This window comes from Brooklawnia sp., assembly GCF_049651565.1.
Taxonomy (GTDB): Bacteria; Actinomycetota; Actinomycetes; order Propionibacteriales; family Propionibacteriaceae; genus Brooklawnia.
Genome location: NZ_JBASCI010000038.1, coordinates 1 through 23919, shown reverse-complemented (window position 1 = coordinate 23919; position 23919 = coordinate 1). Strand labels below are relative to the sequence as shown.

General features: G+C 69.1%; 20 protein-coding genes. 10 read left to right on the top strand and 10 right to left on the bottom strand.

Annotated features, from left to right (window positions below; all coding sequences use genetic code 11):
- Positions 1–48: 48 nt before the first annotated feature.
- The 4 genes from WBL05_RS01985 to WBL05_RS01970 all read right to left on the bottom strand — a co-directional run bounded on the left by WBL05_RS01985 (position 49) and on the right by WBL05_RS01970 (position 5393).
- Complete coding sequence (locus WBL05_RS01985; protein WP_424223392.1) at positions 49–1317, bottom strand: IS256 family transposase; 1269 nt, start codon at positions 1315–1317, stop codon at positions 49–51.
- A gap of 82 nt (positions 1318–1399) precedes the next feature.
- Positions 1400–2893, bottom strand: coding sequence for an MFS transporter (locus WBL05_RS01980; protein WP_424223391.1), 1494 nt, complete (start codon positions 2891–2893; stop codon positions 1400–1402).
- Positions 2894–3035: 142 nt separating this feature from the next.
- A complete protein-coding gene (locus tag WBL05_RS01975; RefSeq protein WP_424223390.1) occupies positions 3036–3923 on the bottom strand; it encodes a fructose bisphosphate aldolase in 888 nt (295 codons plus the stop codon).
- 75 nt (positions 3924–3998) lie between these two features.
- Positions 3999–5393 carry an MFS transporter gene (locus WBL05_RS01970; RefSeq protein WP_424223389.1) on the bottom strand — a complete coding sequence of 465 codons (1395 nt, stop codon included), beginning with the start codon at positions 5391–5393 and terminating at the stop codon, positions 3999–4001.
- Between the two features lie 87 nt (positions 5394–5480).
- Here WBL05_RS01970 and WBL05_RS01965 point away from each other — a divergent pair, with 87 nt between their 5' ends.
- Positions 5481–6332 (top strand): universal stress protein, encoded by an 852-nt coding sequence (locus tag WBL05_RS01965; RefSeq protein ID WP_424223388.1) that lies wholly within the window; start codon positions 5481–5483, stop codon positions 6330–6332.
- A gap of 16 nt (positions 6333–6348) precedes the next feature.
- Here WBL05_RS01965 and WBL05_RS01960 read toward each other — a convergent pair whose 3' ends face one another.
- Complete coding sequence (locus WBL05_RS01960) at positions 6349–7791, bottom strand: L,D-transpeptidase family protein (RefSeq protein ID WP_424223387.1); 1443 nt, start codon at positions 7789–7791, stop codon at positions 6349–6351.
- A gap of 162 nt (positions 7792–7953) precedes the next feature.
- On the opposite strand from WBL05_RS01960, the gene WBL05_RS01955 reads away from it, so the two are divergent.
- From WBL05_RS01955 to WBL05_RS01945, 3 genes are all read left to right on the top strand, one after another.
- Positions 7954–8868: a universal stress protein gene (locus tag WBL05_RS01955; protein ID WP_424223386.1), complete on the top strand. Its 915-nt coding sequence runs from the start codon at positions 7954–7956 to the stop codon at positions 8866–8868.
- A gap of 142 nt (positions 8869–9010) precedes the next feature.
- Positions 9011–9928, top strand: coding sequence for a universal stress protein (locus WBL05_RS01950; protein WP_424223385.1), 918 nt, complete (start codon positions 9011–9013; stop codon positions 9926–9928).
- Positions 9929–9935: 7 nt separating this feature from the next.
- A complete protein-coding gene (locus WBL05_RS01945) occupies positions 9936–10865 on the top strand; it encodes a universal stress protein (protein WP_424223384.1) in 930 nt (309 codons plus the stop codon).
- 2 nt (positions 10866–10867) lie between these two features.
- Here the strand turns inward: WBL05_RS01945 and WBL05_RS01940 are convergent, their stop codons facing one another.
- The gene (locus WBL05_RS01940) at positions 10868–11308 is read right to left on the bottom strand and encodes an iron chaperone (RefSeq protein ID WP_424223383.1); all 441 of its coding nucleotides are present in this window, start codon (positions 11306–11308) and stop codon (positions 10868–10870) included.
- Between the two features lie 101 nt (positions 11309–11409).
- Between WBL05_RS01940 and WBL05_RS01935 the strand changes: the two genes are divergently transcribed.
- The 3 genes from WBL05_RS01935 to ilvD all read left to right on the top strand — a co-directional run bounded on the left by WBL05_RS01935 (position 11410) and on the right by ilvD (position 14049).
- A complete protein-coding gene (locus WBL05_RS01935) occupies positions 11410–11853 on the top strand; it encodes a helix-turn-helix transcriptional regulator (protein ID WP_424223382.1) in 444 nt (147 codons plus the stop codon).
- A gap of 10 nt (positions 11854–11863) precedes the next feature.
- Positions 11864–12274: a VOC family protein gene (locus WBL05_RS01930; RefSeq protein WP_424223381.1), complete on the top strand. Its 411-nt coding sequence runs from the start codon at positions 11864–11866 to the stop codon at positions 12272–12274.
- Positions 12275–12348: 74 nt separating this feature from the next.
- A complete protein-coding gene (gene ilvD / locus WBL05_RS01925) occupies positions 12349–14049 on the top strand; it encodes a dihydroxy-acid dehydratase (protein WP_424223380.1) in 1701 nt (566 codons plus the stop codon).
- A gap of 18 nt (positions 14050–14067) precedes the next feature.
- Here ilvD and WBL05_RS01920 read toward each other — a convergent pair whose 3' ends face one another.
- On the bottom strand, positions 14068–15603 hold the full coding sequence (locus WBL05_RS01920) for a molybdopterin-dependent oxidoreductase (RefSeq protein WP_424223379.1): 1536 nt from the start codon (positions 15601–15603) through the stop codon (positions 14068–14070).
- Positions 15604–15710: 107 nt separating this feature from the next.
- On the opposite strand from WBL05_RS01920, the gene WBL05_RS01915 reads away from it, so the two are divergent.
- Positions 15711–17033: an APC family permease gene (locus WBL05_RS01915; RefSeq protein WP_424223378.1), complete on the top strand. Its 1323-nt coding sequence runs from the start codon at positions 15711–15713 to the stop codon at positions 17031–17033.
- 64 nt (positions 17034–17097) lie between these two features.
- Here WBL05_RS01915 and WBL05_RS01910 read toward each other — a convergent pair whose 3' ends face one another.
- Both WBL05_RS01910 and WBL05_RS01905 read right to left on the bottom strand, forming a co-directional pair.
- Complete coding sequence (locus WBL05_RS01910) at positions 17098–18609, bottom strand: phospholipase D-like domain-containing protein (RefSeq protein WP_424223377.1); 1512 nt, start codon at positions 18607–18609, stop codon at positions 17098–17100.
- An 81-nt stretch (positions 18610–18690) separates the two neighbouring features.
- Positions 18691–20490 carry a glycoside hydrolase family 15 protein gene (locus tag WBL05_RS01905; RefSeq protein ID WP_424223376.1) on the bottom strand — a complete coding sequence of 600 codons (1800 nt, stop codon included), beginning with the start codon at positions 20488–20490 and terminating at the stop codon, positions 18691–18693.
- Between the two features lie 263 nt (positions 20491–20753).
- Between WBL05_RS01905 and WBL05_RS01900 the strand changes: the two genes are divergently transcribed.
- Positions 20754–21812, top strand: coding sequence for a hypothetical protein (locus WBL05_RS01900; RefSeq protein WP_424223375.1), 1059 nt, complete (start codon positions 20754–20756; stop codon positions 21810–21812).
- Entirely contained in the window at positions 21763–22329 is a 567-nt protein-coding gene (locus WBL05_RS01895) for an SIR2 family protein (protein WP_424223374.1), read from the top strand. The genes WBL05_RS01900 and WBL05_RS01895 overlap by 50 nt, the downstream gene beginning before the upstream one ends.
- Positions 22330–22372: 43 nt before the next feature.
- Here the strand turns inward: WBL05_RS01895 and WBL05_RS01890 are convergent, their stop codons facing one another.
- Entirely contained in the window at positions 22373–23215 is an 843-nt protein-coding gene (locus tag WBL05_RS01890; protein WP_424223373.1) for an NAD(P)/FAD-dependent oxidoreductase, read from the bottom strand.
- Positions 23216–23919: the final 704 nt, after the last annotated feature.

Sequence of the window (23919 nt, the reverse complement as noted above, 5' to 3'; positions counted from 1 at the left end):
GGTCAAGTCCGGTGGAGTGGTGTACGAGGGTGATCCCTCGATGAGGGGTTAGGCGGTCAGGGCAGGGACGAGGGTGGTGCTCACCTCCTGGGTCGGTTCTGCCGGCTCGGAGGCCTCGGTGAGGGCGGCGCGGCAGCGGGTGAGGACGTCGAGTCCGATGTAGCGTCGTTGCTCGGCCCAGGCGTCGTGCTGCTCGGCCAGGACGGCGCCGACGAGGCGGATGATCGAGTCCCGGTTGGGGAAGATGCCGACGACGTCGGTGCGGCGGCGGATCTCGCGGTTGAGCCGCTCGTTGGGGTTGTTCGACCAGATCTGGCGCCACACCTCCTTGGGGAAGACGGTGAACGCCAGGATGTCCGCTCTCGCCTCCTCCAAGTGGCTCGCGACCGCGGGCAGCTTCTCGGTGAGCGCGTCGATGACGCGGTCGAACTGGGCGTGCACGCTGGCGGCGTCGGGCTGGTCATACACGCTGTGCAGCAACGCTTTCACCCACGGCCAGCTGCTCTTGGGCGTGGCGGCCATGAGGTTGGCGGCGTAGTGGGTGCGGCACCGCTGCCACGCTGTCCCGGGCAGCGTGGCGCCGATGGCCTCGACCAGGCCGGCGTGCGCGTCGGAGGTGACCAGCCCGACCGGCCCGGCCGTGGTGAGGCCCCGGGCGACGAGGTCGCGGAAGAACCCGAGCCACGACGCGGTGGTCTCGCCGGTGGCGACCTGCAGGCCCAGGATCTCCCGGTAACCCTCGGCGTTGATCCCGGTGGCCACCAGGGCGGAGACCTTGACCACGCGCCCGCCCTCGCGGACCTTCAGCACCAGGGCGTCGGCGGCGACGAACGTGTACGGGCCACCGTCCAGGGGCCGGGTGCGGAAGGACTCCACCTGCTCGTCCAGCTCGGCGGCCATGGTCGAGACCTGCGACTTGGACAGGCCGGTGATACCGAGGGCGGTGACCAGCTTGTCCATCCGCCGGGTCGAGACGCCGAGCAGGTAGCAGGTCGCCACCACCGTGGTCAGCGCGGCCTCGGCGCGGCGGCGCCGCTCGAGCAGCCAGTCCGGGAAGAACGACCCTTCGCGCAGTTTTGGGATCGCCACGTCCAGGGTGCCGACGCGGGTGTCCAGGTCCCGGTGCCGGTACCCGTTGCGCCGGTTCGTGCGCTCCGTGGTGCGGGTGCCGTAGTCGGCGCCGCACACGGCGTCGGCCTGCGCCGAGAGTAGGCTGTTGATGAAGGTCTGCAGCAGCTCGCGCATCAGGTCCGGACTGGCCTGGGCCAGCTGCTCGTGCAGGAACTGCTCAGGGTCGATAATGGGGCCAGCGGCCATCGTGGTGCTCCTTCTCGAGTCGGTTGTGAGAGATCACTCGAAGGATCACACCGGTGGCCGCGCCTACCTCAGCAGGACACGCTCACCCGGTGCTCGTACACCACTCTGCAGGACTCCACTCCCGCGGATAAAGAACCGCGACCGCGATCAGCGCAACCACCACCGATCCGGCGCTGGCCAGCAGCGACAGCCGCATGCCCTCGATGAAGCCGAGCCGGGCCGCCTCGACCAGTGCGCTGCCGAGTTCGGTCGACAACTGCCCGGCGGCCCGCAACGCACCGTCGAACGACTGCAGCACCGCCGACTGCCACTGGCCGAGCTGGTCCCAGATATCGCTGCCGGTCAGCACCCCGCGGTACCGGGCGGCCATGATCGAGCCGATGACGGCGACGCCCAGTGCGCTGCCGACCTGCATGTGGGCGGTGTTGGTGGCCGAGCCGATCCCGGCGGCGTCGGGTGGCAGCGCGTCCATCACTGCCTGGGTGGCGGCGGGCACCAGCACACCGGTGCCCAGCCCGAACAGCAGGGCGCCGGGCAGCAGGTTACCGAAGTTGGACTCCACCGTCATGGTGGCCATCCAGGTGAACCCCCCGGCCAGCAGCCCCAGCCCGATCAGCACGGTCAGCTTCAGCTGCAGCGAGCCGATCAGGCGCGGTGCGGTGAGCGCTCCCAGCAGCATGGCTGCCGCCAGCGGCAGCACCCGGACCCCGGTCTGCAGGGGTGTGAACCCCAGTAGGAACTGCAGGTACTGGGTGAGGACGAACAGGGCGCCCGCACCGCCGGCGGTGACCAGACCGGACACGACCACGGCGACAGTGAAGCGGCGGATCCGGAACAGCGACAGCCGCAGGATCGGGTTGGTGGCGCGGGCCTCCCAACGGACGAAGAGCACCATCAGCAGCGCCCCCAGGGCGGCCGCGGACAGCACCAGCGGCGAACCGACCCCCAGCCCGGGCGCCGAGATCACCGCCCAGCAGACCAGCGCCAGAGCGACGGTGGACACGATCGCGCCCAGCGCGTCCACACCGCCGGGGATGGGCCGCGGTTGGCTGTGCGGCAGGACGAACAACCCGAGCAGGACTATCGCCACCGCTATCGGCACGTTGATCAGGAATATCGAGCCCCAACTGAAGTGCTCCAGCAGCAGGCCCGACAGCAGCGGCCCGGCCGCTCCCCCGGCGGCGTTGGCGGCCGACCACAGCGCGAAGGCGAAGCTGCGTTCCCTCAGACCGGTGAACAGCGTCGACACCAGTGCCAGCGTGGACGGTGCCAGCAACGCCGCCCCGATCCCCATCAGCGCCCGGGCAGCGATCAGCATGCCGGTCGTCTCGACCAGGCCGGCCATCAGCGAGAAGGCACCGAAGACCGACGCCCCCACCAGGAACGTTCGCGACTTGCCCCACCTGTCCACCAGCGCCCCGGCGACCAACAGCAACCCGGCGTAGGTGACCTGGTAGGCGTCCACCGTCCACTGAAGTTGGTCGGTGGACGCATGCAGTTCACGGGCCAGCGTGGGCAGGGCGACGTTCAGGATGGTGTTGTCGAGGCTGGCCATGAACAGGCCGAACGACAGCACGCCCAGGGCCCACCAGCGTTGTCGGTGAGCCCTTGAACGGCCGACCACGGAGGTCGCCGGCATCACTCAGCGGCGCTTGGGTGCTGTGGCATACAGGTCAGGCTAGACCCGGCGGCGGCCGGACGGGTGAACCGGCAGGCCGTCAGGTGATCGAGGCCTGGTAGATCGAATCGATCGATTCGGCGAGCAGGGCGTCGAACTCGTCGTTGGTCTGGGTGACCTTCAGTCCCTCGGTCAGCGCGCGGGAGAAGCTGGCGATCAGGCCGTGGTTGCGGGCCAGCAGCTGGTTGGCCTCCTGGCGGCTGTAGCCACCGGACAGCGCGAGCACCCGCATCACCCGTGGGTGGGCGATCAGGTCGGCGAACAGGTTGTCCCGGGTCGGGATGGTGAGCTTGAGCATCACTTGTGCCGAGGACGGCAGGGCGTCCAGCTGGGCCAGGATCTGATCGTGCATGAGCTGCTCGGCCTGGGCTTTCTCGGTCGCCTTGATGTCGACCTCGGGCTCGATGATCGGCACCAGTCCGGCGTCCACGATGCGCCGGCCGACCTCGAACTGCTGGTCGATCACCGCGGTGATGCCGGCCGGGTTGGCCTGCGCGATGAACGAACGCATCTTGGTGCCGAAGATGCCCTTGGTCTTGGCTCGGTCGAGCAGCTCGTCCAGCTGCGGCATCGGCTTCATCACCTTGGCGCCGTCAACCTCGTCGGCCAGCCCCTTGTCGACCTTAAGGATCGGGACGATCCGCTTGCGGGTCCACAGGTACTCGGCGGTGTCGAGGCCGTCGACCTGCCGGTCCATGGTGTTCTCGAACAGGATCGCCGCCAGGATCTTCTCACCGGTGAACGACGGGCTGGTCATGATGCGGGTGCGCATCTGGTGCACCAGGTCGAACATCTCGGCGTCGGAGGAGTAGGCGTCCTCGCTGATGCCGTACAGCCGCAGCGCCTTGGGTGTGCTGCCGCCGCTCTGGTCGAGGGCGGCGACGAATCCCCAGTCGTTACGCATCCGGTTGGCCTGTTCGGTGTTCATGGCTGCCTCCTTGTCGCATGCAGGGTGCGACCCTTGAGCCCATTGTCGTCGACCGGGCAGCCGATTACCGATGAATCACAGCCGAATCGGAGCCGGGACCACCTCGGGACGCAGCCGGCGCTGCAGCCGGCGTCCGCCCTTGACCGACGCCCAGTAGCCGAGCACGATGCCCACCGACAGCACCCAGCACCAGCGCATCGCCCACCGGTAAAGCTGCCAGGGTTGCCCGGGATCGGCGCCGACCGTGCCAGCCTGGCTCCACAGCACCGAGCCAAAGGCCAGGCCGAACATGTAGGCGGTACCGAGCACCCCGTAGATCGCGGCGAACTGGCGCTGGCCGAACGCCATCGCGCAGACCAGCGGCGGAGTCACGGTACCGACCGCGAAGCCTGCTCCGGCCAGCACCAGCACCGGGTAGAACCAGACAGGAGCCGGGAACCGGACAGAGGCAAGCGCTATCGCGGCAATGGCGTGCAGAGTCAGCACGATGACCACCGCCCGGATCATCCCGACCCGGTCGATCAACGCGCCGAGGGCCGGTTTGGCCGCGATCAGACCCACCATCGAGATGGTCATGAAGACCCCCACCAGCGCCGGCGTCATGCCCGATCCGGGATCGGTCTGCTGGTTCATGAAGAAGGGCTGGGTGATCTGGCCCATCGCGTGGTGGACGCCCAGGATGCACAACGCGAGGTAGAGCAGCCAGAACCAGCCGCTGCGCAGCGCCTCACCGGACTTCAGACCGTGCAGGTGGCCGCTGACCTGACCCGGCGAGTCGGCGGAGCCGCCGGCCGGCCGGGCACCGTACCGGGGTAGTCCGACGTCGGCCGGGTGGTTGACGACCAGGACGATGGCGGGCACCAGTGCGAAGAAGGCGAAGATGGCTGCCGCGATCCGCATCGTGGCCCGCCAACCGAGGCCGCCCTCATCGACCGGCGGGGTCAGGTTCGAGAACACCACCGAGGCGAGGATGCCGCCCAGCGCGGTGCCGGCCACCACCATGCCCATCACCAGGCTCTTGCGTTTCTCGAACCAGGTGTTCACCAGCACGACCGGCACGAAGTTGACCGAGATGCCGAATCCGGCGCCGGTGATGGCGGCGAACAGGTACAGCCCGGCCAGCCCCGTCGCGGTGGAGATGCCGATCAAACCAAGGGTGCTGATGGTGCCGCCGACCACCAGCAGCCGGCGCCCTCCCCAGTTGCCGATCAACCGCCCGGCCAACGGCATGGTGGTCATCGCGACCATCAGGACCACGGTGTAGTAGCTCTGCACGGCGGCCCGCGGGACATCGTGGGCGGGCCACAGGTCATCCCTGATCGGGTCGGTGAACATCGACAGGCCACTCAGCACGATACCTGCCGACAGTTGTCCGCAGATCGCGCCTGCGGTCACCAGGGCATAGCGAGGCGAACTGCCGGGTGGGGTCAGGGGTCGCCCGCCGTCAGCGGTGGGCACTTGTTGCGGCATCGGCTGGACCTCCTGCCCGCGAGTTTAGACTTACCAGGAAATAGGATCGGCGATGGGGTGGGTCGCCCCGGGACGGAGAGGGCCGCCATGAACCTCCAGCTCGACGCCAGGGATCGAATCGTCGTCGGCACCGATGGTTCGCGGCGGGCCGATCATGCGGTGGACTGGGCTGCCGAACGCGCCGAGGTGCTGGACGTGCCGTTGCTCGTGCTGCACGTGGTGGCCGGCAGTCCGAACCCCAGCAATGCGTTCTCGGCGGTGGCCGCCAACTTCGACGGCGACCTCCTCCGCGAGGCGCATGAGCGGTTGGCGAGGGTGGTCGAACGGGTACACCAGAGACACCCGCGTCTCGACCTCACCGGTGAGGTGGTGGTGGGCAACGCGTCCTGGGTGCTGGCCGAGGCGTCCAAGCAGGCACTGCTGGTGGTCGTCGGCGCCCGAGGTCAATCCGCGCCGCTCACCGTGCGGGTGCTGGGCGGGGTGTCCGACCAGGTGACCGCCCACGCCACCGGGCCGATCGCGGTGGTGCCGGACGAGGCGCTGGAGAACCCGCGTGGCCCGGTGGTGCTCGGCGTCGACGAATCACCGGAGGCGCGGGCGGCGATGTGGTTCGCGTTCAGGGCCGCCGAGGCCCGCGGGGTGCCGGTACTGGCGATTCACGCCTGGGGCGACAAGGACAGCCACGACATCGTCTCGCGGGTGTCGGCGCTGGTGGAGGGCATGCTGGCCGACGCCCGGGCCGAGTACCCGGACGTGCCGGTCGAGGTGCGGATCGTGCACGGCCGACCCCACCACGAACTGGTGCACGCCTCGAAGGACGCCGGCCTGGTCGTGGTGGGATCGCGCGGTATCGGTGGCTTCACCGGTTTGCTGCTCGGCTCCACCAGCAAGCGGGTGCTGCGCGATGCGCACTGCCCGGTCATCGTCACCCGGGCCTGAGCCAGCCGCTATCCGATCAGTAGTGGCTCACCACGACGGTGCCCATTGGCGCCCAGTCGTGAATGAACCTGGCGGCGTCCACCGTCATGTTCACGCAGCCATGTGAACCGCCCGGCCCGCTCCAGCCGAACGAGTCGCGCCACGGAGCGCCGTGGAAGGCGATCGGCCCGGTGAAGTAGGTCACCCATGGCACGCCGGGCGCCACGTAGGGGGTGCCGTCGAGGTTGGTGCCGCGCATCGTCTGGCTGGTGTACTTCAGGTACACGTTGAAGGTGCCGGTGGGGGTCTCCATGCCGGGCATGCCGGGGACGATGTAGGTCGGTCCCATCGCGACCGTCGAGCCCTGGTAGGCAGTGACGGTGTTGTTGCCGAGGTTGAGGTCGATCCACTTCTCGCCCGGGGCTGCCTGGTAGACCAGGTTCTGGGCACCGGCCGCGATGACGCGGTTGGTGTAGGTCGGCTCGATGGTGTCGTAGCGGAACGCGCCGGAGTACGACTCACCCGCCCGGACCGCCGCGACGACCTCTTCGGCCACCACTGCGGCATTGTTGACCCGGAAGCCGTCAGAGCCCTGCTGGGGGGTGCCGACGACCTGACCGTTGGCGTCCACGTTGCGGACGCCGTTGACCGGCTCCAGACCGGACGCCTGACCGGCCGCCGTCACCCATTCGGCCACTGCGGCATCGTCCAGCACCGGTTCGCCCAAGTGCCCCTGCTCGTCGGTGGGGATGGACACCCACTGGGCCTTCTCGGCCGGGTAGGGCGCGATGGTGGAGATGCGGCCGGCGATGGCGATGTCGAGGGCGATGTACCCGTTGGCCTTGTCGGCCACCGCCTGGGCCTGTTCGTCGGTGACCTTCGGGGGCAGGTCCTGGATGGTCAGTTCGACCGTGGTCGACGTCAGCGTCTCGGCGGCCGTGGTGGCCGCCCGGATGACCGCGGATGCGTCGACGCTGCGGCCCTCGACCGCGGGGGTGACGGTGAACTGGCTGCCGTCCTCGGACAGCCGCACCGTCGCATCCTCAGCGGGCACCCCGGTCTCCGCGACCAGGTCGTCCAGCAGGGTCTCGGTTCGCGCGTCGTCGGCAACCACGACCACCGGCACTTCGCGTTCGGTGTAGAGCGCCTGCATGCGCGAGGTGAAGTTGGCGTTCTGCTGGAAGGCGTTGCTGGCCGTCGCTTCAGCGTCCACCTCGAAGCCAAGGTCGGCGAGGGTGTACTCGGTCGTCCTGCCGTCCAGTTCCACCGCCACGGTGACCTCGTCGGCGCGCTCGGCGAGCGCTTCGGCAACCTCCTGCTGGGACTGGTTGGTGATCGACTCACCGAGGATGGTCACCCTCGGCAGCCCGTGGCTGCTGAAGTGGGCGGCATATGCGCCAGTGGCGCTGCCGAGGATGACGAAGGCCCCGAAGAGAATCCACAGGGCCACGCCGAGGCGTCTTGGCTTGGTCTGCTTCACCCGCCGAAGTATAAGTTGTCAAGGTCAACAACGCGACTGGCGCTGGTCCTGTGCGGCAACCGTGTCCGGTTAATCCGCCTCCTCGGCGCCGGTATCGGAGTAAAATGGGCAGACTCACAACGGCGACGCGGCAGTCGCATGGGACGAGGAGGTGCAAGCACGATGAGTAGCGAGCTTCCAACCCAGGGCCGAATCGTGGTGGGTACGGACGGCTCTGAACGTGCCGAGAAGGCGGTGCAGTGGGCCGCAGAACGCGCTGGCAAGCGCAGACTGCCACTCCTGATCGTCCAGGTGATCCCCCGGGACCAAACGCTGGGAACGGTACCGTCAGCTGTTTACGGCGAGCTGCCGGGCAGCATCCTGGCCGAGTACCAGCGGGACTATGTGGAGCAGGTGCGCAAGCGGTTGACCGAACTGGCTGAGCAGGCCCGTGCCGACAACCCTGACCTTCAGGTTGAGACCGCAGTGGTCGAGGGCAAGCCGTCGGTCGTCCTGGCGGAGGCGTCCCGGGACGCCGACCTGGTCGTGGTGGGCGCCCGGGGAGCCACCGCGCCGAGGACCGTCAAGTGGCTGGGCGGGGTGTCCGATGCGATCGTCACCCACTCGCAGGGCCCGATCGCGGTGATCACCGACGAGGCCCACGAGAACCCACAGGGTCCGGTGGTGGTGGGCGTGGACGACTCCGCACCCGCCCGGGTGGCCGCCCGGCTGGCGTTCCGGGCTGCCGACACCCGCGGCGTCCCGGTGGTGGCGGTCTACGCGTACACCTACGGGCCGGCCGAGTCGGCATGGGATCCGTCGGTCTGGGATCCCTCCGGCACCAAGCACCAGGAGGCGCTGACCGAGCACGTGAGGCAGATCGTGGCCGACGCCATCAACGAGTACCCGAACGTGCCGGTTGAGGTGCGGGTGGTGCGCGGCCGGCCGCAGGAGGCCCTGGTGGAGGCCTCGGATGGTGCCGGTCTGGTGGTGGTCGGTTCCCGTGGCCGGGGCGGCTTCCGGGGGCTGTTGCTCGGTTCGACCAGCAAGCACGTGCTGCGTGAATCGCACAGCCCGGTGATCGTGACCAGGGGCTGACCCCACTCGACCGCCACAAGGCAGGACGCGCGGGCGACCGCGCGTCCTGCCAGGCATCGGCGATCGAGTCACGGGTGGACGAGTGGGCCGACGGACACCGGCAGGATGGACACGCGGAATCGCGGCAACGAGGAGGCGCACGATGATCATGGAACTTCAGACCCGAGGCCGGATCGTGGTGGGGACCGACGGCTCGGAGCGGGCCTACCGGGCGGTGCAATGGGCCGCGGACAGGGCCGGCAAGCGCAACCTGCCGTTGCTGATCCTCCACATCGTCCCCGAGAACCAGGCGGTGGGCACGCTGCCAGCCGCGGCCTACGGCGAGTTGGCCAGCACCATCGTCGCCGAGTACCAGACCGAGTTCGTCGAGCAGGCCCGGCTGCGCCTCGACCAGCTCGCCGACCGGGTGCGAGCCGACAATCCCGGCCTGGTCGTCGAGTCCGCGGTGGTCGAGGGTGGTCCGGCGGCGGTGCTTGCCGAGGCGTCCCGGGACGCCGAACTGGTCGTGGTGGGCGCCCGCGGCGCCACTGCGCCGCGTGCTGTCAAGTGGCTGGGCGGGGTCTCGGACGACGTGGCGAACCACGCCCACGGCCCGGTCGCGGTCATCACCGACGAGGCGCACGAGAACCCGACCGGCCCGGTCGTGGTGGGTGTCGACGACTCGCCGCAGGCCCGGGCGGCGGTGGAGCTGGCGTTCCAGGCCGCCGAGGTGCGCGGCGTCCCGGTGCTGGCCGTGCACGCCTACACAGTGGCCGCCAGGCACACCGTGTGGGAGGCAGCCGCCTGGGAGCCTTCGCTGGTCGAGGTCGACACCTCACTGGCGACGCAGATGGTTGAGGGTGTGCTGTCCGACGCGGTCAGGCAGCACCCGGGGGTGCCGTACGAGGTGCGGCTGGCGCAGGGTCGTCCCCAGGACGTGCTGGTCGAGGCCTCGGATGGCGCCGGGCTGGTCGTGGTCGGGTCTCGCGGTCGGGGCGGGTTCCGAGGGCTACTGTTGGGCTCGACAAGCAAGCACGTGTTGCGTGAGTCACACAGCCCAGTGATCGTCACCAGAGGATAGGTGGACAATGATCGTCCAGACAGAAGCCATCGGCAGGATCGTCGTCGGGACCGACGGGTCACAGCGCGCCTTCAAGGCCGTCGAGTGGGCGGCCGACCGGGCGGTTGCCCGCAAGTTGCCGCTGCTGGTGATCTACGTGGTCCCCGAACAGCCCTCGGTGGCGTTGACGATGGTGCCGCAGGCCGCCGAGTTCGAGCGCGAGGAACGGGAGCAGGCCAAGCAGAAGGTCAATTCCGTGGTGGAGCGGGTGCAGGGCCTGCACCCCGGCCTCAACGTGACCGGTGTCGTGGTTGAGGGCAACCCCGCCTACGTGCTGTCCGAATGGTCAAGGGACGCCGAGCTGGTCGTGGTGGGCGCCCGGGGGCAGGGAGCGCCGATGTCGGTGCGGCTGCTCGGCGGGGTGTCGGATGCGGTGGCCGCTCACGGGCACGGGCCGATTGCGGTGGTCAGCGACCACGCGATCGACCACGAGGGTGGGCCGGTGGTGATCGGCGTGGACGATTCCCCGGAGGCCCGCTCCGCTGCCCGGCTGGCGTTTGAGGCGGCCGAGGTCCGTGGGGTGCCGGTGGTTGCGATCCACGCCTACGACTACGGCCCGCGGGACGCGCCGTGGGATGCCCAGACCTGGTCGGTGGCGGCCAGCCGCTTCAAGGAGCAACTGGCCACCAAGGTCGACGAGATCCTCGCCGAGGTCAGGGACGCCCATCCGCACGTGCCGGTCGAGGTGCGGGTGGTCGGGGCACGGCCCCAGGACGCGCTGGTCGAAGCGTCCCAGGATGCCGGCCTGGTGGTCGTCGGGTCGAGGGGGCGGGGCGGCTTCGCCGGTCTGCTGCTGGGCTCGACCAGCAAGCACGTCCTTCGCGAGGCGCACTGCCCGGTGATCGTGACCCGCGGCAAGGATGAGGGCCCCGACGAGGCCGAGGCCCGCTGGCTCTGAGCTCAGGACGACTGCGCGACCCGCACCGCTGAGCGGACCAGCCGGGCGATGGCCTGCTCAGCCTGCCTGGTCAGCTCGGACACGGCGTACGAGGTCGGCCACAACCCGGCGGCGTCGTCCAGCCGGGCCTCCGGGGTGAACCCGAAGGTCGAGTAGCGTTCCTTGTCGGCCTGACCGCTGCGGACGAAGCAGACCACCTTGCCGTCGCGGGCGTAGGCCGGCTGGCCGTACCACAACTTCGGCGCCAGTTGCGGAGCGTTCTCGGTCACCAGCGCATGGATGCGGGTTGCCAGCGCGCGGTCCGGCTCGGGCATCTGGTCGATCTTCTCCAGCACGTCCAGTTCGTTCGCTGCGGCCTTGCCGCTGCGGCTGCGGCTGGCCTCGTTGCGGAGTTCGGCCGCGCGCTGCTTCATCGCGGTACGTTCCTGCTCTGAGAACTGCATTGCTCCCTCCTCGGTTGACTGGGTGGCTCCACGCTAGGATAGGAGTCGGCCGTGCCGCTTCTTCGTTTCTGATCATTGCTGCCCGGTGCCACCATGGGGTGATGGACGACCGGCAGCGTGAGGCGCAGCGGCTGCGCGACCTGGCGGTGCTGCGCCGCGTCCGCGACCGGATCGACCGGGAGTACGCCAGGCCGTTGAACGTGGCGGCGCTGGCTCGCGGGGCGCACATGTCGACCGGCCACCTGAGCCGGGAGTTCCACCGGGTTTACGGGGAGTCGCCGTACTCGTACCTGATGACCCGCCGCATTGAACGGGCCATGACCTTGTTGCGGCGCGGCGACCTGAGCGTCACCGACGTCTGCTTCGCCGTCGGTTTCTCGTCGCTGGGAACCTTTGGCACCCGGTTCACCGAACTGGTCGGAGTGCCGCCGAGCGCCTACCGCCGCGACCAGTCCCAGGCCGCCGCCGGCATCCCGGCGTGCCTGGCCAGGCAGGTGATCAGACCGGTCAGGAATCAAGAAGCACCACCGGTGTCCGGCGCGTAGCGTCGGCGCCATGAACATCAACATCTGCTACGCCTTCCTGCCACACACCGATGGTGAGGCCGCCCTCGGTTTCTACCGTGACCTGCTCGGCTTCGAGGTCCGTCAGGACGTCGGCTATCAGGGCATGCGGTGGATCACTGTCGGGTCGCCCGGGCAACCCGAGACCTCGGTCGTGCTGCACCCGCCGGCCGCCGATCCCGGCATCACCGAGGACGAGCGGCGCGTCATCCTCGACCTGATCGCCAAGGGGGCATTCACCGCGATCACGCTGGCCACCGATGACCTGGAGGGGTTGTTCGAGCGTCTGGAGTCGGCCGGAGCAGACGTCGTCCAGGAGCCCACCGACCAGGACTACGGCGTGCGGGATTGCGCGTTCCGGGACCCGGCGGGGAACCTGGTGCGGATCAACCAGCTGACCTGAGGGTGCCCGAACGGGCGAGGGTGAGTGCCGTCGACTTCTTCCCGCGGCAGTCGTGGGCCACCTAGACTCCGGGAATGAGCCAGATTCCAGACATCAAGCCACGCAGCCGTGCCGTCACCGATGGGCTGGAGGCCACCGCCGCCAGGGGCATGCTCCGAGCCGTCGGCATGGGGGACGACGACTTCGCCAAACCCCAGATCGGCGTGGCCAGCTCCTGGAACGAGATCACGCCGTGCAACCTGTCCCTCGACCGGCTCGCGCAGGCGGTGAAGGAGGGCGTCCACGCGGCCGGCGGCTTCCCGCTCGAGTTCGGCACCATCAGCGTCTCGGATGGCATCTCGATGGGCCACGAGGGCATGCACTTCTCGCTGGTCAGCCGCGAGATCATCGCCGACTCGGTGGAAACGGTGATGAACGCCGAGCGGCTGGACGGCTCGGTGCTGCTGGCCGGCTGCGACAAGTCACTGCCCGGAATGCTGATGGCCGCCGCCCGGCTCGACCTGGCCAGCATCTTCCTCTACGCCGGCACGATCCTGCCCGGCGTCGCCAAGCTGTCCGACGGCTCCGAGCAGGAAGTCACCATCATCGACGCCTTCGAGGCGGTCGGCGCCTGCGCCCGCGGGCTGATGTCGCGCGAGGACGTCGACGCCATCGAACGGGCCATCTGCCCGGGCGAGGGCGCCTGCGGCGGCTTCTACACCGCCAACACGATGGCCGCGGTGGCCGAGTCGATCGGCATGTCGCTGCCCGGCTCCACCTCTCCCCCAGCCACCGACCGACGCCGCGACAGCTACGCCCGCAAGTCCGGCGAGGCGGTGGTCAACATGCTTCGGCAAGGCATAACGGCCCGCCAGATCATGACCAAGGCAGCATTCGAGAACGCCATCGCGGTGGTGATGGCGTTCGGCGGGTCAACCAACGCGGTGCTGCACATGCTGGCGATCGCCCATGACGCCGAGGTCGACCTGACCATCGGCGACTTCCAGCGGATCGGCCGCAAGGTGCCCCACCTGGCCGACGTCAAGCCGTTCGGCCGGTTCGTGATGAAGGACATCGACCACATCGGCGGCATCCCGGTGGTGATGAGGACGTTGCTGGAGGCCGGCCTGCTGGACGGCGACTGCCTGACCGTGACCGGCAGGACCGTGGCGGAGAACCTGGCCGAACTGAACCCGCCGCACATCGACGGCAAGGTGATCCGGTCGATGGCGGAGCCCATCCACCGCACCGGCGGACTGACCATCCTCACCGGATCCCTCGCTCCGGACGGCGCAGTGGTCAAGTCGGCCGGCTTCGACTCGGATGTCTTCGAGGGCGCCGCCAGGGTCTTCGACGGCGAACGGGCGGCCATGGACGCCGTCGAGGACGGCACCCTGCAGCCGGGTGACGTGGTGGTCATCCGCTACGAGGGGCCGAAGGGTGGTCCGGGGATGCGCGAGATGCTGGCCGTCACCGGCGCGATCAAGGGCGCCGGGCTCGGCAAGGACGTGCTGCTGCTCACCGACGGCCGGTTCTCGGGCGGCACCACCGGGCTGTGCGTGGGCCACATCGCACCCGAGGCGGTGGACGACGGCCCGATCGCGTTCGTCCATGACGGCGACCGGATCCGGCTGGACGTCGCGGCCGGGCGGCTCGACCTGCTGGTGGACGCCGAGGAGCTCGCCCGACGGCGGGCCGAAGGGGTCAGCCACCCGGAGCCCAAATACACCCGCGGTGTGCTCGCCAAGTATCGGCGACTGGTGCAGTCGGCGTCCCGGGGCGCCGTGCTCGACTAGTCGGGTCGGTCGGTCGGACTAGCTGACGGTCACCTGGACGGTGTTCCAGCCGGTCGCGCCGTCCGGGGCCGGCGGCGCCGGCTGCTCGGTCTGCACCTCGCCGTCGCCGTCGGTGGCTCGAACTGTGATGTCGTAGCTGCCGGGCGTGGCGTCCCAGACGTACATCCACTGCCGCCAGGCGTCGATCGACGGTTCGGCGGCGAGGGTGGTGTCCAGCCAGTTGCCGTCACCGATGCGGACCTCGACCCTGCTGATCCCCCGGTGCTGCGCCCAGGCGACGCCGGCCAGCACCACCTGTCCGGCCGGCACGCTGGCGTTGCGTGGCACGTCGATGCGGGAGGCGGTCTTCACCGGCCCGAGCGCCGACCAGCCCCGCGGCGTCCAGTAGCCCTCGTCGTCGGCGAACGTGGTCACCTTCAGTTCGGTCACCCACTTGGTCGCCGAGACGTAGCCGTACAACCCGGGCACCACCAGCCGTACCGGGAAGCCGTGCTCCGCGGGCAGCGGTTCACCGTTCATCGCCACCGCCAGCAGGGCGTTGCGATCGTCGGTCATTGCGGTCAGCGGGGTGCCGGCAGTGAACCCGTCGACGCTGGTGGACAGCACCATGTCTGCGCCGTGCTGCACCCCGGCCCGGGCCAGCACCTCGCGGACGGGCAGCCCCGTCCAGACCGCGTTGCCGGCCAGGTCACCGCCGATGAAGTTGGACACGCAGGTCAGCGTCACCAGCGCCTCGACGAGTTCCTCGCCCAGCAGGTCGTCGAAGCTGAGGGTCAGTTCGCGGTCGACCAGCCCGGTCACCCGCAGCCGCCATTCGTCCGGGTCGACCCGCGGCACGATCACGGCGGTGTCGATTCGGTAGAACTCGCCGTTCGGGGTGATGTACGTGGTCTGGCCCGCCACGTTCTGGGACGCCGCGGCCGGCACGTCGACCGGTTGACGGACCCGCAGGCCGGCCAGCCGATCCCGGACGGTGCTCACGGCCTCGCCGACCTGGCTGAGTGTCCGTCCGGCCAGCGTGCCTAGCGCACCGGCCGCCAGCAGGCCGGTCCCCCACAGCAGGACCGCGCGGCGGCGGGTGCGGGCCGTGTCGGGATCGACGGCGTCCTCGGCGGTGGTTGAGCGTTGCCACAGCCAGACCAGCAGCCACAGCCCGACCGCCGTGCCCAGTGCGGTGGGCAGCAGGTCTGGCCAACTGGTGCCCGGTCGGGACGAGACCGCCAGCACCCCGAGCAGGCCGCCCAGTGCGAACAGCCCCAGCCCGACGAACGCGCGAGGCCGCAGCCACCCCGCCAGCGCGCAGGCCGCGGTGATCACCACCGCCATCCCGACGTAGAGGGCGAGCTTGTCGGCGGTGCCGAAGACGGCGACGGCGAAATCCTTCAACCAGGGCGGCGTGCGGTCGATGAAGGCGCCGGCGACCGCCACCAGGGGCGAACCGTTCCCCGAGCCGATACCGGCTCGCTTGAACCCGGCCGCGGTCATCTCCGCGACACCTGTGGTCACTGCACCGGCCGCCACCCCGACCAGCGCATCCGGCCAACGAACGCCCATGCACCATTCTCCTCTCGTCATCAACTGACCGCAGTTATGCCTTGGGCTGATCGGACGATGCGCAGGAGTCGGCCCGGTGGGGTGACCGCCCGCCCTACTGTTGCGAAATGACCACCACCGCGGCCCCGGCGCCGACGCTCAAGCAGGCTGTCACCACCCCTGCGCTGTTCTTCTTCATCCTTGGCGACGTGCTGGGCGCCGGTGTCTACGTGCTGGTCGGGGTGATCGCCGCCACGGCGGGCGGTGCGGTCTGGGTGCCGCTGCTGCTGGCCCTGGGCATGGCGCTGCTGACCGCCGGCTCCTACGCCGAGTTGGCGACCAAGTACCCGAGGGCCGGTGGGTCGTCGCACTACGCCACCCGGGCGTTCGGCCCGTTCGTGGGGTTCCTGGTCGGTTACTGCATGCTGGCGGCCGGGATCGTCTCGGTGGGCGCGCTCGCCCTCGGGTTCGCCGGCGACTACCTCGCCGAGTTCATCAACGTGCCGGTCGCGCTGACCGTGATCGTCTTCCTGGCGATCCTGGCGGCACTGAACGCGTACGGCATCCGGGAGTCGATGTGGGCGAACATCATCGCCACCGTCATCGAGGTGGGCGGCCTGCTGCTGATCGTCGTCCTGGGGCTGGTCGTGATCGGCCGCGGGGACGCCGACCTGTCGCGTCTGACCCAACTCGGCACCCCCGAGAGCGGGCCTTTGACGGCGGCACTAGCCGGGACGGTACTCGCCTACTACTCCTACGTCGGTTTCGAGACATCGGTGAACGTGGCCGAGGAGGCCAAGGACCCGTCGCGGGCCTACCCGCGGGCCCTGTTCGGGGCGTTGGCCGTTGCCGGCCTGGTCTACGTCGGGGTCGGGGTGGCTGCCAGCGCGACCGTCCCTACCGCCGAGCTCGCGGCGTCCACTGGCCCGCTGCTGGAGGTGGTGCGGGCGGCGGGCGGGCTGCCGCTGGTGCTGTTCTCAGTGATCGCGCTGATCGCGGTCGCCAACGGCGCGCTCCTGACCGGCATCATGACCTCACGGTTGACCTACGGCATGAGCCGGGACGGGCTGCTGCCGGGGTTCCTGTCCCGGTTGCTGCCGGCTCGCAGAACACCGTGGGTGGCGATCCTGGCGACCACGTCGCTGTCGATCGTGCTGGCCCTGATCGGGTCGATCGAGGTGCTGGCGTCAACCCTGGTGCTGTTGCTGCTGGTGGTCTTCCTGGCCGTCAATGCGGCGGTCCTGGTGCTGCGCAAGGACAGGGTCGCCCACCCGCACTTCCGGGTGCCGACCGCGCTGCCGGTGCTGGGGTTCGTCAGTTGCCTGCTGCTCGCCACCCAGGTCGAGGCGGAGACCTGGCGGCTCGGGCTGCCGATGATCGCGGTCGGGGCGGTGTTCGCTGCGGTCGCATGGCGCAAGTTGCGCGGCAACTCACGAGTCACAGTTCAGTAGCGTCCGGTGAGCCGCTTGCGCAGCGGACGGCCGTCGGGATCGACGAGCAGCGGATAAAGCGGCTTCACCAGCGGCTTCGTCCAGGCTGGTGGCTCGACCAGCGAGCGTGACCGTACTCGTCCGGCTGGACGCGAACCCGGCTGCCCAGCGCTGTACCAGTCGTCCAGCCGGGCGGCACTTTCGCGCAGCACCTGCACGGCCTGGTCGGGGTCGACCAGGTCATAGTCTGCACCATCGGGGCGCTGCAGGTGTCGCGCAGCAGCTTGAGGCGTAGCCGCAGGGCGAGACTCTGGACGCCACCGGCCAGCGGGTCGTCCAGCACGGCGACGGTCAGTTCGGAGTCGTGGCTCCAGGAGCGGCGGTTCAGATTGGCGCTGCCGACGGCTGCCCAGGTGTCGTCCACGATCGCGATCTTGGCGTGCACGTAGATGGGCCAGCCGGCCCCGTTCTCGATGTCGAGCAGCAGAATGCGGTCCTTGACCGCCTCACTCACCATGCGCATGGCCGAGTGCTGGCCGGCGGCCACCAGTGGCAGCTTCAGCTTGCCCTCGACGTCGGGGTAGCGGGGGCAGACCGTCACGACGTGCAGGTCCGGTTGCGACCGCAGGGCCTCGTCCAGCACGCGTCCCACTTCGGCTGACCAGAGGTACTGGTCTTCGAGGTAGATGAGCCGGCGGGCCCGCGTGATCGCCTTGACGAGCCCGCGGGCCACGCTGAATTCCCCGCGGGGCGCGAACGGGTAGCGGTACATTCGCCGGGAAGGGTACGTCTGCAGCAGCTGGACGCGCTGGTGGCCCGTGGGCGGCGGCGCCGGCTGGCGGACTGGCATTGGGGTGCTGCGCTGCGGTAGCCCGGACACCAGGTCCGGGATCCGGTGTTGGGGCAGGTACGTCATCGGCGCCGAATGCTCCCACCGCTGCCTGAAGACCTCCTCCACCTGGGCGACGGCTGGGCCCCGGATCTCCAGCTGCAGGTCGTGCCAGGCGGGAGTCGGACCGTAGGCGTCGGCGAAGTCACGAGAACGCGGATCACCGGAGTGCTGGGGGCCGTCGAATCGGGAACGCGCCAGGTCAAGACCACCGACGAAGGCGACGTCCCCGGCCGGGTTACCGGAGCGGCGGATCACCACGAACTTCTGGTGGTGGCTGCCGAGCGGCGCGACCCGGTGATCCAGCAGGATCTGTCCCCCGGCCCGGTTGATTCGCATGGCGAACTGCCGGTTCTTCCCCCAGGAGCCGACCAGCCAGGACGGGTGGGAGCGCCAGATCAGGCCCCGGACCAGCGCGCCGCTTCGAACCGCGGCGAGCACCCCGTCCGCCACAGTAACGGTGCCCAACCGCTGCTCGGCATCCACCCGCCATCCGCAGATCAGCACCAGGTCACCGGCCTTGGTGTCTCTCAGTTCGGCCGCCAACCTCGGGAAGTAGTCGCTGCCGTGCAAGAGCAGGCGTACCTGGTTACCCTCGGTGGACGGACCGATCGCCGTGGCCGGGTTGTCTCGTTCCGAGTCGGTCAGCAACCAGCCGGATTGCCAGCGAGGCCATCGAGCGGCGGCGAGTTGATTCCGACGGCGCATACCTCATCCTTGCACCGGTCCGCGAAGGTTGCAGGTGACGCAACAGGTGCCGACCGCTTGCTGGCCGGTCGGTAATCCGTCTCACCGGGGCTGCCGGCCGATTCCGGCCAGAGCGTCCGCCGCCCTGACCAGGGCGAGGTGGGACAGCGCCTGCGGGAAGTTGCCGACCTGGCGTCCCGATGCCGGGTCGTACTCCTCGGACAGCAGCCCAAGATCGTTGGCGAACGAACACAGGCGGTGCATCAGCGCGCGGGCGTCCTCGGTGCGACCGGAGCAGGCGTACTGCTCCACCAGCCAGAACGAACAGGCCAGGAACGGGTGCTCATGACCGGGCAGGCCGTCGACGCCGGTTTCGGTTCGGTAGCGCCGGACGAGCCCGTCCCTCGTCAGGGTCTGCTCGATCCGGTCGACGGTGGCCAGCATGCGCGGGTCATCGGCCCGGCAGTAGCCGACCTGCGGCAACAGCAGCAGCGCCGCATCGACGTCGTCGGTGCGGTAGTGCTGGGTGAAGTGCCCGTCCGGTGACACGCCGTACTGGTCGATCTCCTCCCTGATCCGCCGGCGCAGCTCACGCCACTGGTCCACCGGCCCCGGCAGGCCATGTTCCTCGACGCTGCGGACGGCCCGGTCGAAGGTGGCCCAGATCATGACCCGGGAGTGGGTGAACTTGCGCGGCTCGTCGCGGATCTCCCAGATGCCGTTGTCGGGGCGCTCGAACTGCTCCGCGGCGTAGCCGATGAGTTGGCGCTCCAGCGGCCAGGAGAACTCCGACTCGGCGAGCCCCGCCTCGCGGGCGGCGCACAACGTGACCAGCACCTCGCCGACCACGTCGGCCTGGTACTGCAGCGAGGCGGCGTTGCCGATCCGCACCGGTTGGGAGCCCTCGTAGCCGGCCAGGTGCGGCAGTTCCCGCTCGTAGAGGCTGCGTTCGCCGGCGAGCCCGTACATGATCTGCAGGTCGGCCGGATCGCCCGCCACCGCCCGCAGCAGCCAGGTGCGCCAGTCGTCGGCCAGCTCGACGAAACCGTGCGCCAGCAGGGCCTCCAGGGTGAGCGCGGCGTCCCGCAGCCAGACAAACCGGTAGTCCCAGTTGCGCCTGCCGCCGAAGTCCTCCGGCAGCGAGGTGGTGGCGGCGGCCGCTATCCCGCCGGTCTCGTGGTTGGTGAGGGCCCGCAGGACGAGCAGCGACCGGATGACCTGCAAGCTGTGGACGCCGCCGTGCTCGATGCGCTCGGCCCAGGTCAGCCACCAACCCCGCGTCCGGGCGAGCGCCGGGGTCACGTCGAGTGGCGCCGGGGCCGGCCGGAAGGATGGGAACCAGGTCACGGTCATGTCGGTGCTCGAGCCGGCGTGGGCGACAATGCGGGCGGTGTGGCGGTGGTCGTTCGCGTACAGCCGGACGCCGCGGACCACCACGGCGTCCGGGCCCGCCATGGCCGTCAGCTCCGGGGCGTCCGGCGTCCCGGTCTGGCGCACCCACGGCATGGCACGGGCGTAGTCGAACCTGATCCGCAGGTCCACCTCGAACTCCACCGTCCCCGAGATGCCAACCACCCGCCGAACCAGGTCGCAACGCTCGGTGGGCTGGGAGGGGTCGATGCCAACCGGCATGAAGTCGTGCACTTCGGCGACGCCGGTCGAAGTCTGCCACCGGGTGACCAGGACGAAGGTGTGGCCGTCGTAGTGACGGCTCACCTTGGCGTCCGGATCGACTGGACGTAGCGCCCAGCTGCCGTCATCGGCCTCGCCGAGCAGCGCGGCGAACACCGACGCGGAGTCCAGCCGGGGCAGACAGAGCCAGTCGATGCAGCCATCGCGGGACACCAGCGCCGCGGTGCGGCAGTCGCTGAGCAGCGCGTAATCCTCGATCGGGGTCGCCATTCCCCGATGGTGGCACCGGGGAGCTGCCGGCACCAGAGCCCTAGCTGGCCCAGCCGGCTCCCCGTCCCGCGACCGGCGCGCGGGCCGCCGCCAGCGAGGACGGCAGGGGCGGCCACTTCCCGGGTACTTGACCGGCACTACCGCCGGCCTGGTGCCATCAGAGACTCCGCCCGAGATGGGATGGCACCTGGACAAGCCCCTACATGAGTGTGCGCGATCGGAATGTTGAGAAACTCGCCGGGTCGAGCCCGTAATGTGCGGTCATGAAACCTGGTCATGTCTTCGTCGTGCACAGCCGGCTGCAGGACCTCCAGTACGATGCGACTTTGATTCCCACCGACCGGCCTCTCAGCGTCCGAAGCTATTGGCGTCCGGTCCTCAACGTTCCCGCACTGCCCGGCGACGAGGGTCACCTCGATGTCTCGGCGATCCGACCAGCCAGCTGGCCACGGCCGTTCGCCCGAATCGCGCCAACCGGAGATCAGGGGCCGACCGCGCCGACGTGGTTCATCGACACCACTTCTGGAGGAAGCGATCCCGGGCAGCGTGTCGACCGAGTCATGGCGAACCTCGCCGGAGCACTTCGGGAGATCGTCGCCTCCGGCATCAGCCCCGGCACGGGACGAGCCATCCCCCTGATTGCGGTGCCGACTCTCGGAGTGAGAGGCGGGGGCCTCAATTCCAAGCGTGGTCTGATCGTGCGTCGCCTCCTCGAACAGTGCCAGTCATTCGTCCTGGCCAATGCCGTCGACATCGTCATCGCAGCCGCGAACGCGTCCGACTACGCAGCCTTCCAGCACCAGCGTCGGCATGGGAACCACGCTTTCCTCAGCCTGAGCGTGGACCTCCAGCAGCATGGCACGAAGCTTGCGGGACTGGCGCGTGACGGCCACCTGGCGCTGTTCCTCGGAGCGGGTGTCAGCATCCCGGCCGGCCTGCCGTCCTGGTCAGGCCTGCTCGACGACCTCCGCAGGGAGAGCCACACGTCGCAGGACGAGCTGGAGTCGCTGAGATCCCCTCTGGACCAGGCGGAACTGCTGCAACGTCGCCTGGGCGGAAGCCAACTCCTGAAGGAGAAGATCGCGGAGCGCTTCCAGGGCGGCAACCGGCCAGGGATCATGCAGCTCGCGGCCTTGGGCTGCAGTGAAGTGATCACCACCAACTACGACTCACTGTTCGAGACCGCGGTGAACCTGAAGCGCGAGGACGGCAGCAGGATGGCCGTCCTGCCCTACGAGCAGAAAGAAGCCGTTCCAGGATTGGATCCTGAAGATGCACGGCGACCTCAGTCATCCCGGAAAGGTGGTGCTCTCGCGGAGTGACTTCGTCGGCTACTCGGCGTCCTCCGGACCGATCGGCGCCATTGTGCAAGCCCTGATGCTCACCAAGCACCTGCTGGTTGTGGGGACCTCACTGACCGACGACAACTTCCTTCGCCTGGCCTACGAGGTGAGGAACTACTTGCGGAACAATCCGCCGGCCGAGGGCGCCGAGGCGGGTGAGATCGGAACTGTGCTGGACCTCCAGACCGACTCCGCCAAGAAGGCTCTCTGGGACGGCACCTTCAACGTGCTCGGGGTGGCAGAGCCCGGCGTCAGCCGGGAGGACCAGGCCCGGCAATTGAGTATCATGCTCGATTTCATCGCCATGCGGGCAGCCCGGCCGGACTGGCTACTTGACCCGCGTTACGACGATCTGCTCACTCCGCAGGAAGCGCGGGTGGCCGACGATGCCCGCAGGTTGTGCGGTTCACTGGCCGGCCTCGTCGAGGAGGACGACGACAACGGCTGGTCCCGCCTGGCGTCATTGCTGACCGGGATGGGCGCGACCAACCACTGAGGGAGATCGCGGGGCCGCGGAGCGAAGAGCCGCCTTCACCGGGTCAGGGCCCGTGCAATATGGAGTCGCGCACGACAGCCGATGCGGCGACCTGTCCCGCCGCGATCGCGGCGGCCAGCGACACCACTGGCGCGGGCAGCGCTGCGACGTGAGCCATGTCCCCGGCGGCATACACGCGCTCGACGCTGGTGTGCCCGACCGGATCGATCTCGACAGCTCCCGACGGGAGCATTCGGCACCCCAACTGTTCGGCGAACGGGGCGCGCTGTGCGGGCACCGGGGCAATGAACATGCCACCGACCGTGTGCGAGATGCTGTCATTCAGTTCGAGCCGGATCCCATCGTCCTCCGACACCACGCGGGCCAGCTCAACAGGTGAGACCACGACTATCTCGGACACGATGGGGTCGAGCATTCCCCGCACGATCCTCGCGTGCTCGTCGTCGAGCGCCACCGCCACCGCAAGCCCAGCAAACTCGTGCCCGTGGCAAAACGGGCACTGCGCGACCCGGCGTCCCCACTCGGCCGCGAGCCCCGGGATGTCAGGGAGTTCGTCACGCACGCCGGTCGCCAGGATGACGCGTGCTGCTTGAACGTCCTCGCCTTGCGCGAGCGAGACCGTGAAACCGTTCTCGGTGGGACGTACCTCATAGACCGCACCGTCGCGAACCTCAACAGTCCGGTACTCGGCGAGCTCGCGTCGCGCCTGGGCACGCAGCTCGGCGGGCGCCGTCCCGTCACGTGTCAGCAGGTTGTGGGAGTGCTCAACGGTGGCGTTTCGGTACTCGCCGGAGTCCAGCAGAAGGGTTCGGCGGTGCACCCTGCCCAAGGAGAGCGCCGCCTGGAGGCCCGCCGGTCCTCCCCCGATCACAATCGCTTCGAACATGTGGCGTCCTCCTCGAGCCTCGGGCTACCGGCTTTGGCGTGTCTAGAGTCCATCACACTGGCGATGCCGCGTCGAGCATGCAGATGGGTAGGCGACCAGCATCCTCACCGCGGCGCTTATCACTGCGGGTATCGGGTCGCTGATTCCGTCCAGCGGCCCTATTCCTCTTGAACAACGCCACCCCGGAACACCAGCGGCTGACAACCTGGACGAACCAACGTGTGCGCCGCAGAAGTAGAGCGTCCAACGAAAATCTGTCTGGGGCAAGCACCATACTTGCTGCCAAGGTGCGTTACGAGAGAGGGCGGCGGCAATAAACATGGTGAAGGTGAAGGAACAGGACATCGCCGTATTCGGGGAGAGGGGCAGCGGCAAGACCGTTCTGCTGTCGTCCTTCTTCGGCGCGACTCAGGAGCCCTCATGGCGCGACCGGAACATATACAAGGTGGTCGCGGACGACACCGCCCAGGGCACTCAACTGCGCCAGAATTACCTTAGGATGCAGAATGCCGCGGAGGCGCCGGTGCCGGGCCGGTTCGCCGCAACCCGATACTCCTTCACCGTGAAGCCGAATGATGGCTCTTCACACTTCCGGTGGGGGTGGCGGGGTGAGTCCGCCGCCGATGAGGAGCATGCGTAGCCGGTAGTTGTCTCGGTTGCGGAAGCCGCGGGCGATGCGGCGGTGGAGTTCGATGAGCCCGTTG

Excerpts from the sequence above, each read along its gene's own strand:
- WBL05_RS01940 (WP_424223383.1), bottom strand. The coding sequence starts at position 11,308 with ATGCAGTTCTCAGAGCAGGAACGTACCGCGATGAAGCAGCGCGCGGCC.
- WBL05_RS01915 (WP_424223378.1), top strand. The coding sequence starts at position 15,711 with ATGACCACCACCGCGGCCCCGGCGCCGACGCTCAAGCAGGCTGTCACC.
- WBL05_RS01900 (WP_424223375.1), top strand. The coding sequence starts at position 20,754 with ATGAAACCTGGTCATGTCTTCGTCGTGCACAGCCGGCTGCAGGACCTC.
- ilvD (WP_424223380.1), top strand. The coding sequence starts at position 12,349 with ATGAGCCAGATTCCAGACATCAAGCCACGCAGCCGTGCCGTCACCGAT.
- WBL05_RS01970 (WP_424223389.1), bottom strand. The coding sequence starts at position 5,393 with ATGCCGCAACAAGTGCCCACCGCTGACGGCGGGCGACCCCTGACCCCA.
- WBL05_RS01955 (WP_424223386.1), top strand. The coding sequence starts at position 7,954 with ATGAGTAGCGAGCTTCCAACCCAGGGCCGAATCGTGGTGGGTACGGAC.
- WBL05_RS01985 (WP_424223392.1), bottom strand. The coding sequence starts at position 1,317 with ATGGCCGCTGGCCCCATTATCGACCCTGAGCAGTTCCTGCACGAGCAG.
- WBL05_RS01950 (WP_424223385.1), top strand. The coding sequence starts at position 9,011 with ATGATCATGGAACTTCAGACCCGAGGCCGGATCGTGGTGGGGACCGAC.
- WBL05_RS01905 (WP_424223376.1), bottom strand. The coding sequence starts at position 20,490 with ATGGCGACCCCGATCGAGGATTACGCGCTGCTCAGCGACTGCCGCACC.
- WBL05_RS01975 (WP_424223390.1), bottom strand. The coding sequence starts at position 3,923 with ATGAACACCGAACAGGCCAACCGGATGCGTAACGACTGGGGATTCGTC.
- WBL05_RS01945 (WP_424223384.1), top strand. The coding sequence starts at position 9,936 with ATGATCGTCCAGACAGAAGCCATCGGCAGGATCGTCGTCGGGACCGAC.
- WBL05_RS01930 (WP_424223381.1), top strand. The coding sequence starts at position 11,864 with ATGAACATCAACATCTGCTACGCCTTCCTGCCACACACCGATGGTGAG.
- WBL05_RS01910 (WP_424223377.1), bottom strand. The coding sequence starts at position 18,609 with ATGCGCCGTCGGAATCAACTCGCCGCCGCTCGATGGCCTCGCTGGCAA.
- WBL05_RS01920 (WP_424223379.1), bottom strand. The coding sequence starts at position 15,603 with ATGGGCGTTCGTTGGCCGGATGCGCTGGTCGGGGTGGCGGCCGGTGCA.
- WBL05_RS01895 (WP_424223374.1), top strand. The coding sequence starts at position 21,763 with ATGCACGGCGACCTCAGTCATCCCGGAAAGGTGGTGCTCTCGCGGAGT.
- WBL05_RS01890 (WP_424223373.1), bottom strand. The coding sequence starts at position 23,215 with ATGTTCGAAGCGATTGTGATCGGGGGAGGACCGGCGGGCCTCCAGGCG.
- WBL05_RS01965 (WP_424223388.1), top strand. The coding sequence starts at position 5,481 with ATGAACCTCCAGCTCGACGCCAGGGATCGAATCGTCGTCGGCACCGAT.
- WBL05_RS01935 (WP_424223382.1), top strand. The coding sequence starts at position 11,410 with ATGGACGACCGGCAGCGTGAGGCGCAGCGGCTGCGCGACCTGGCGGTG.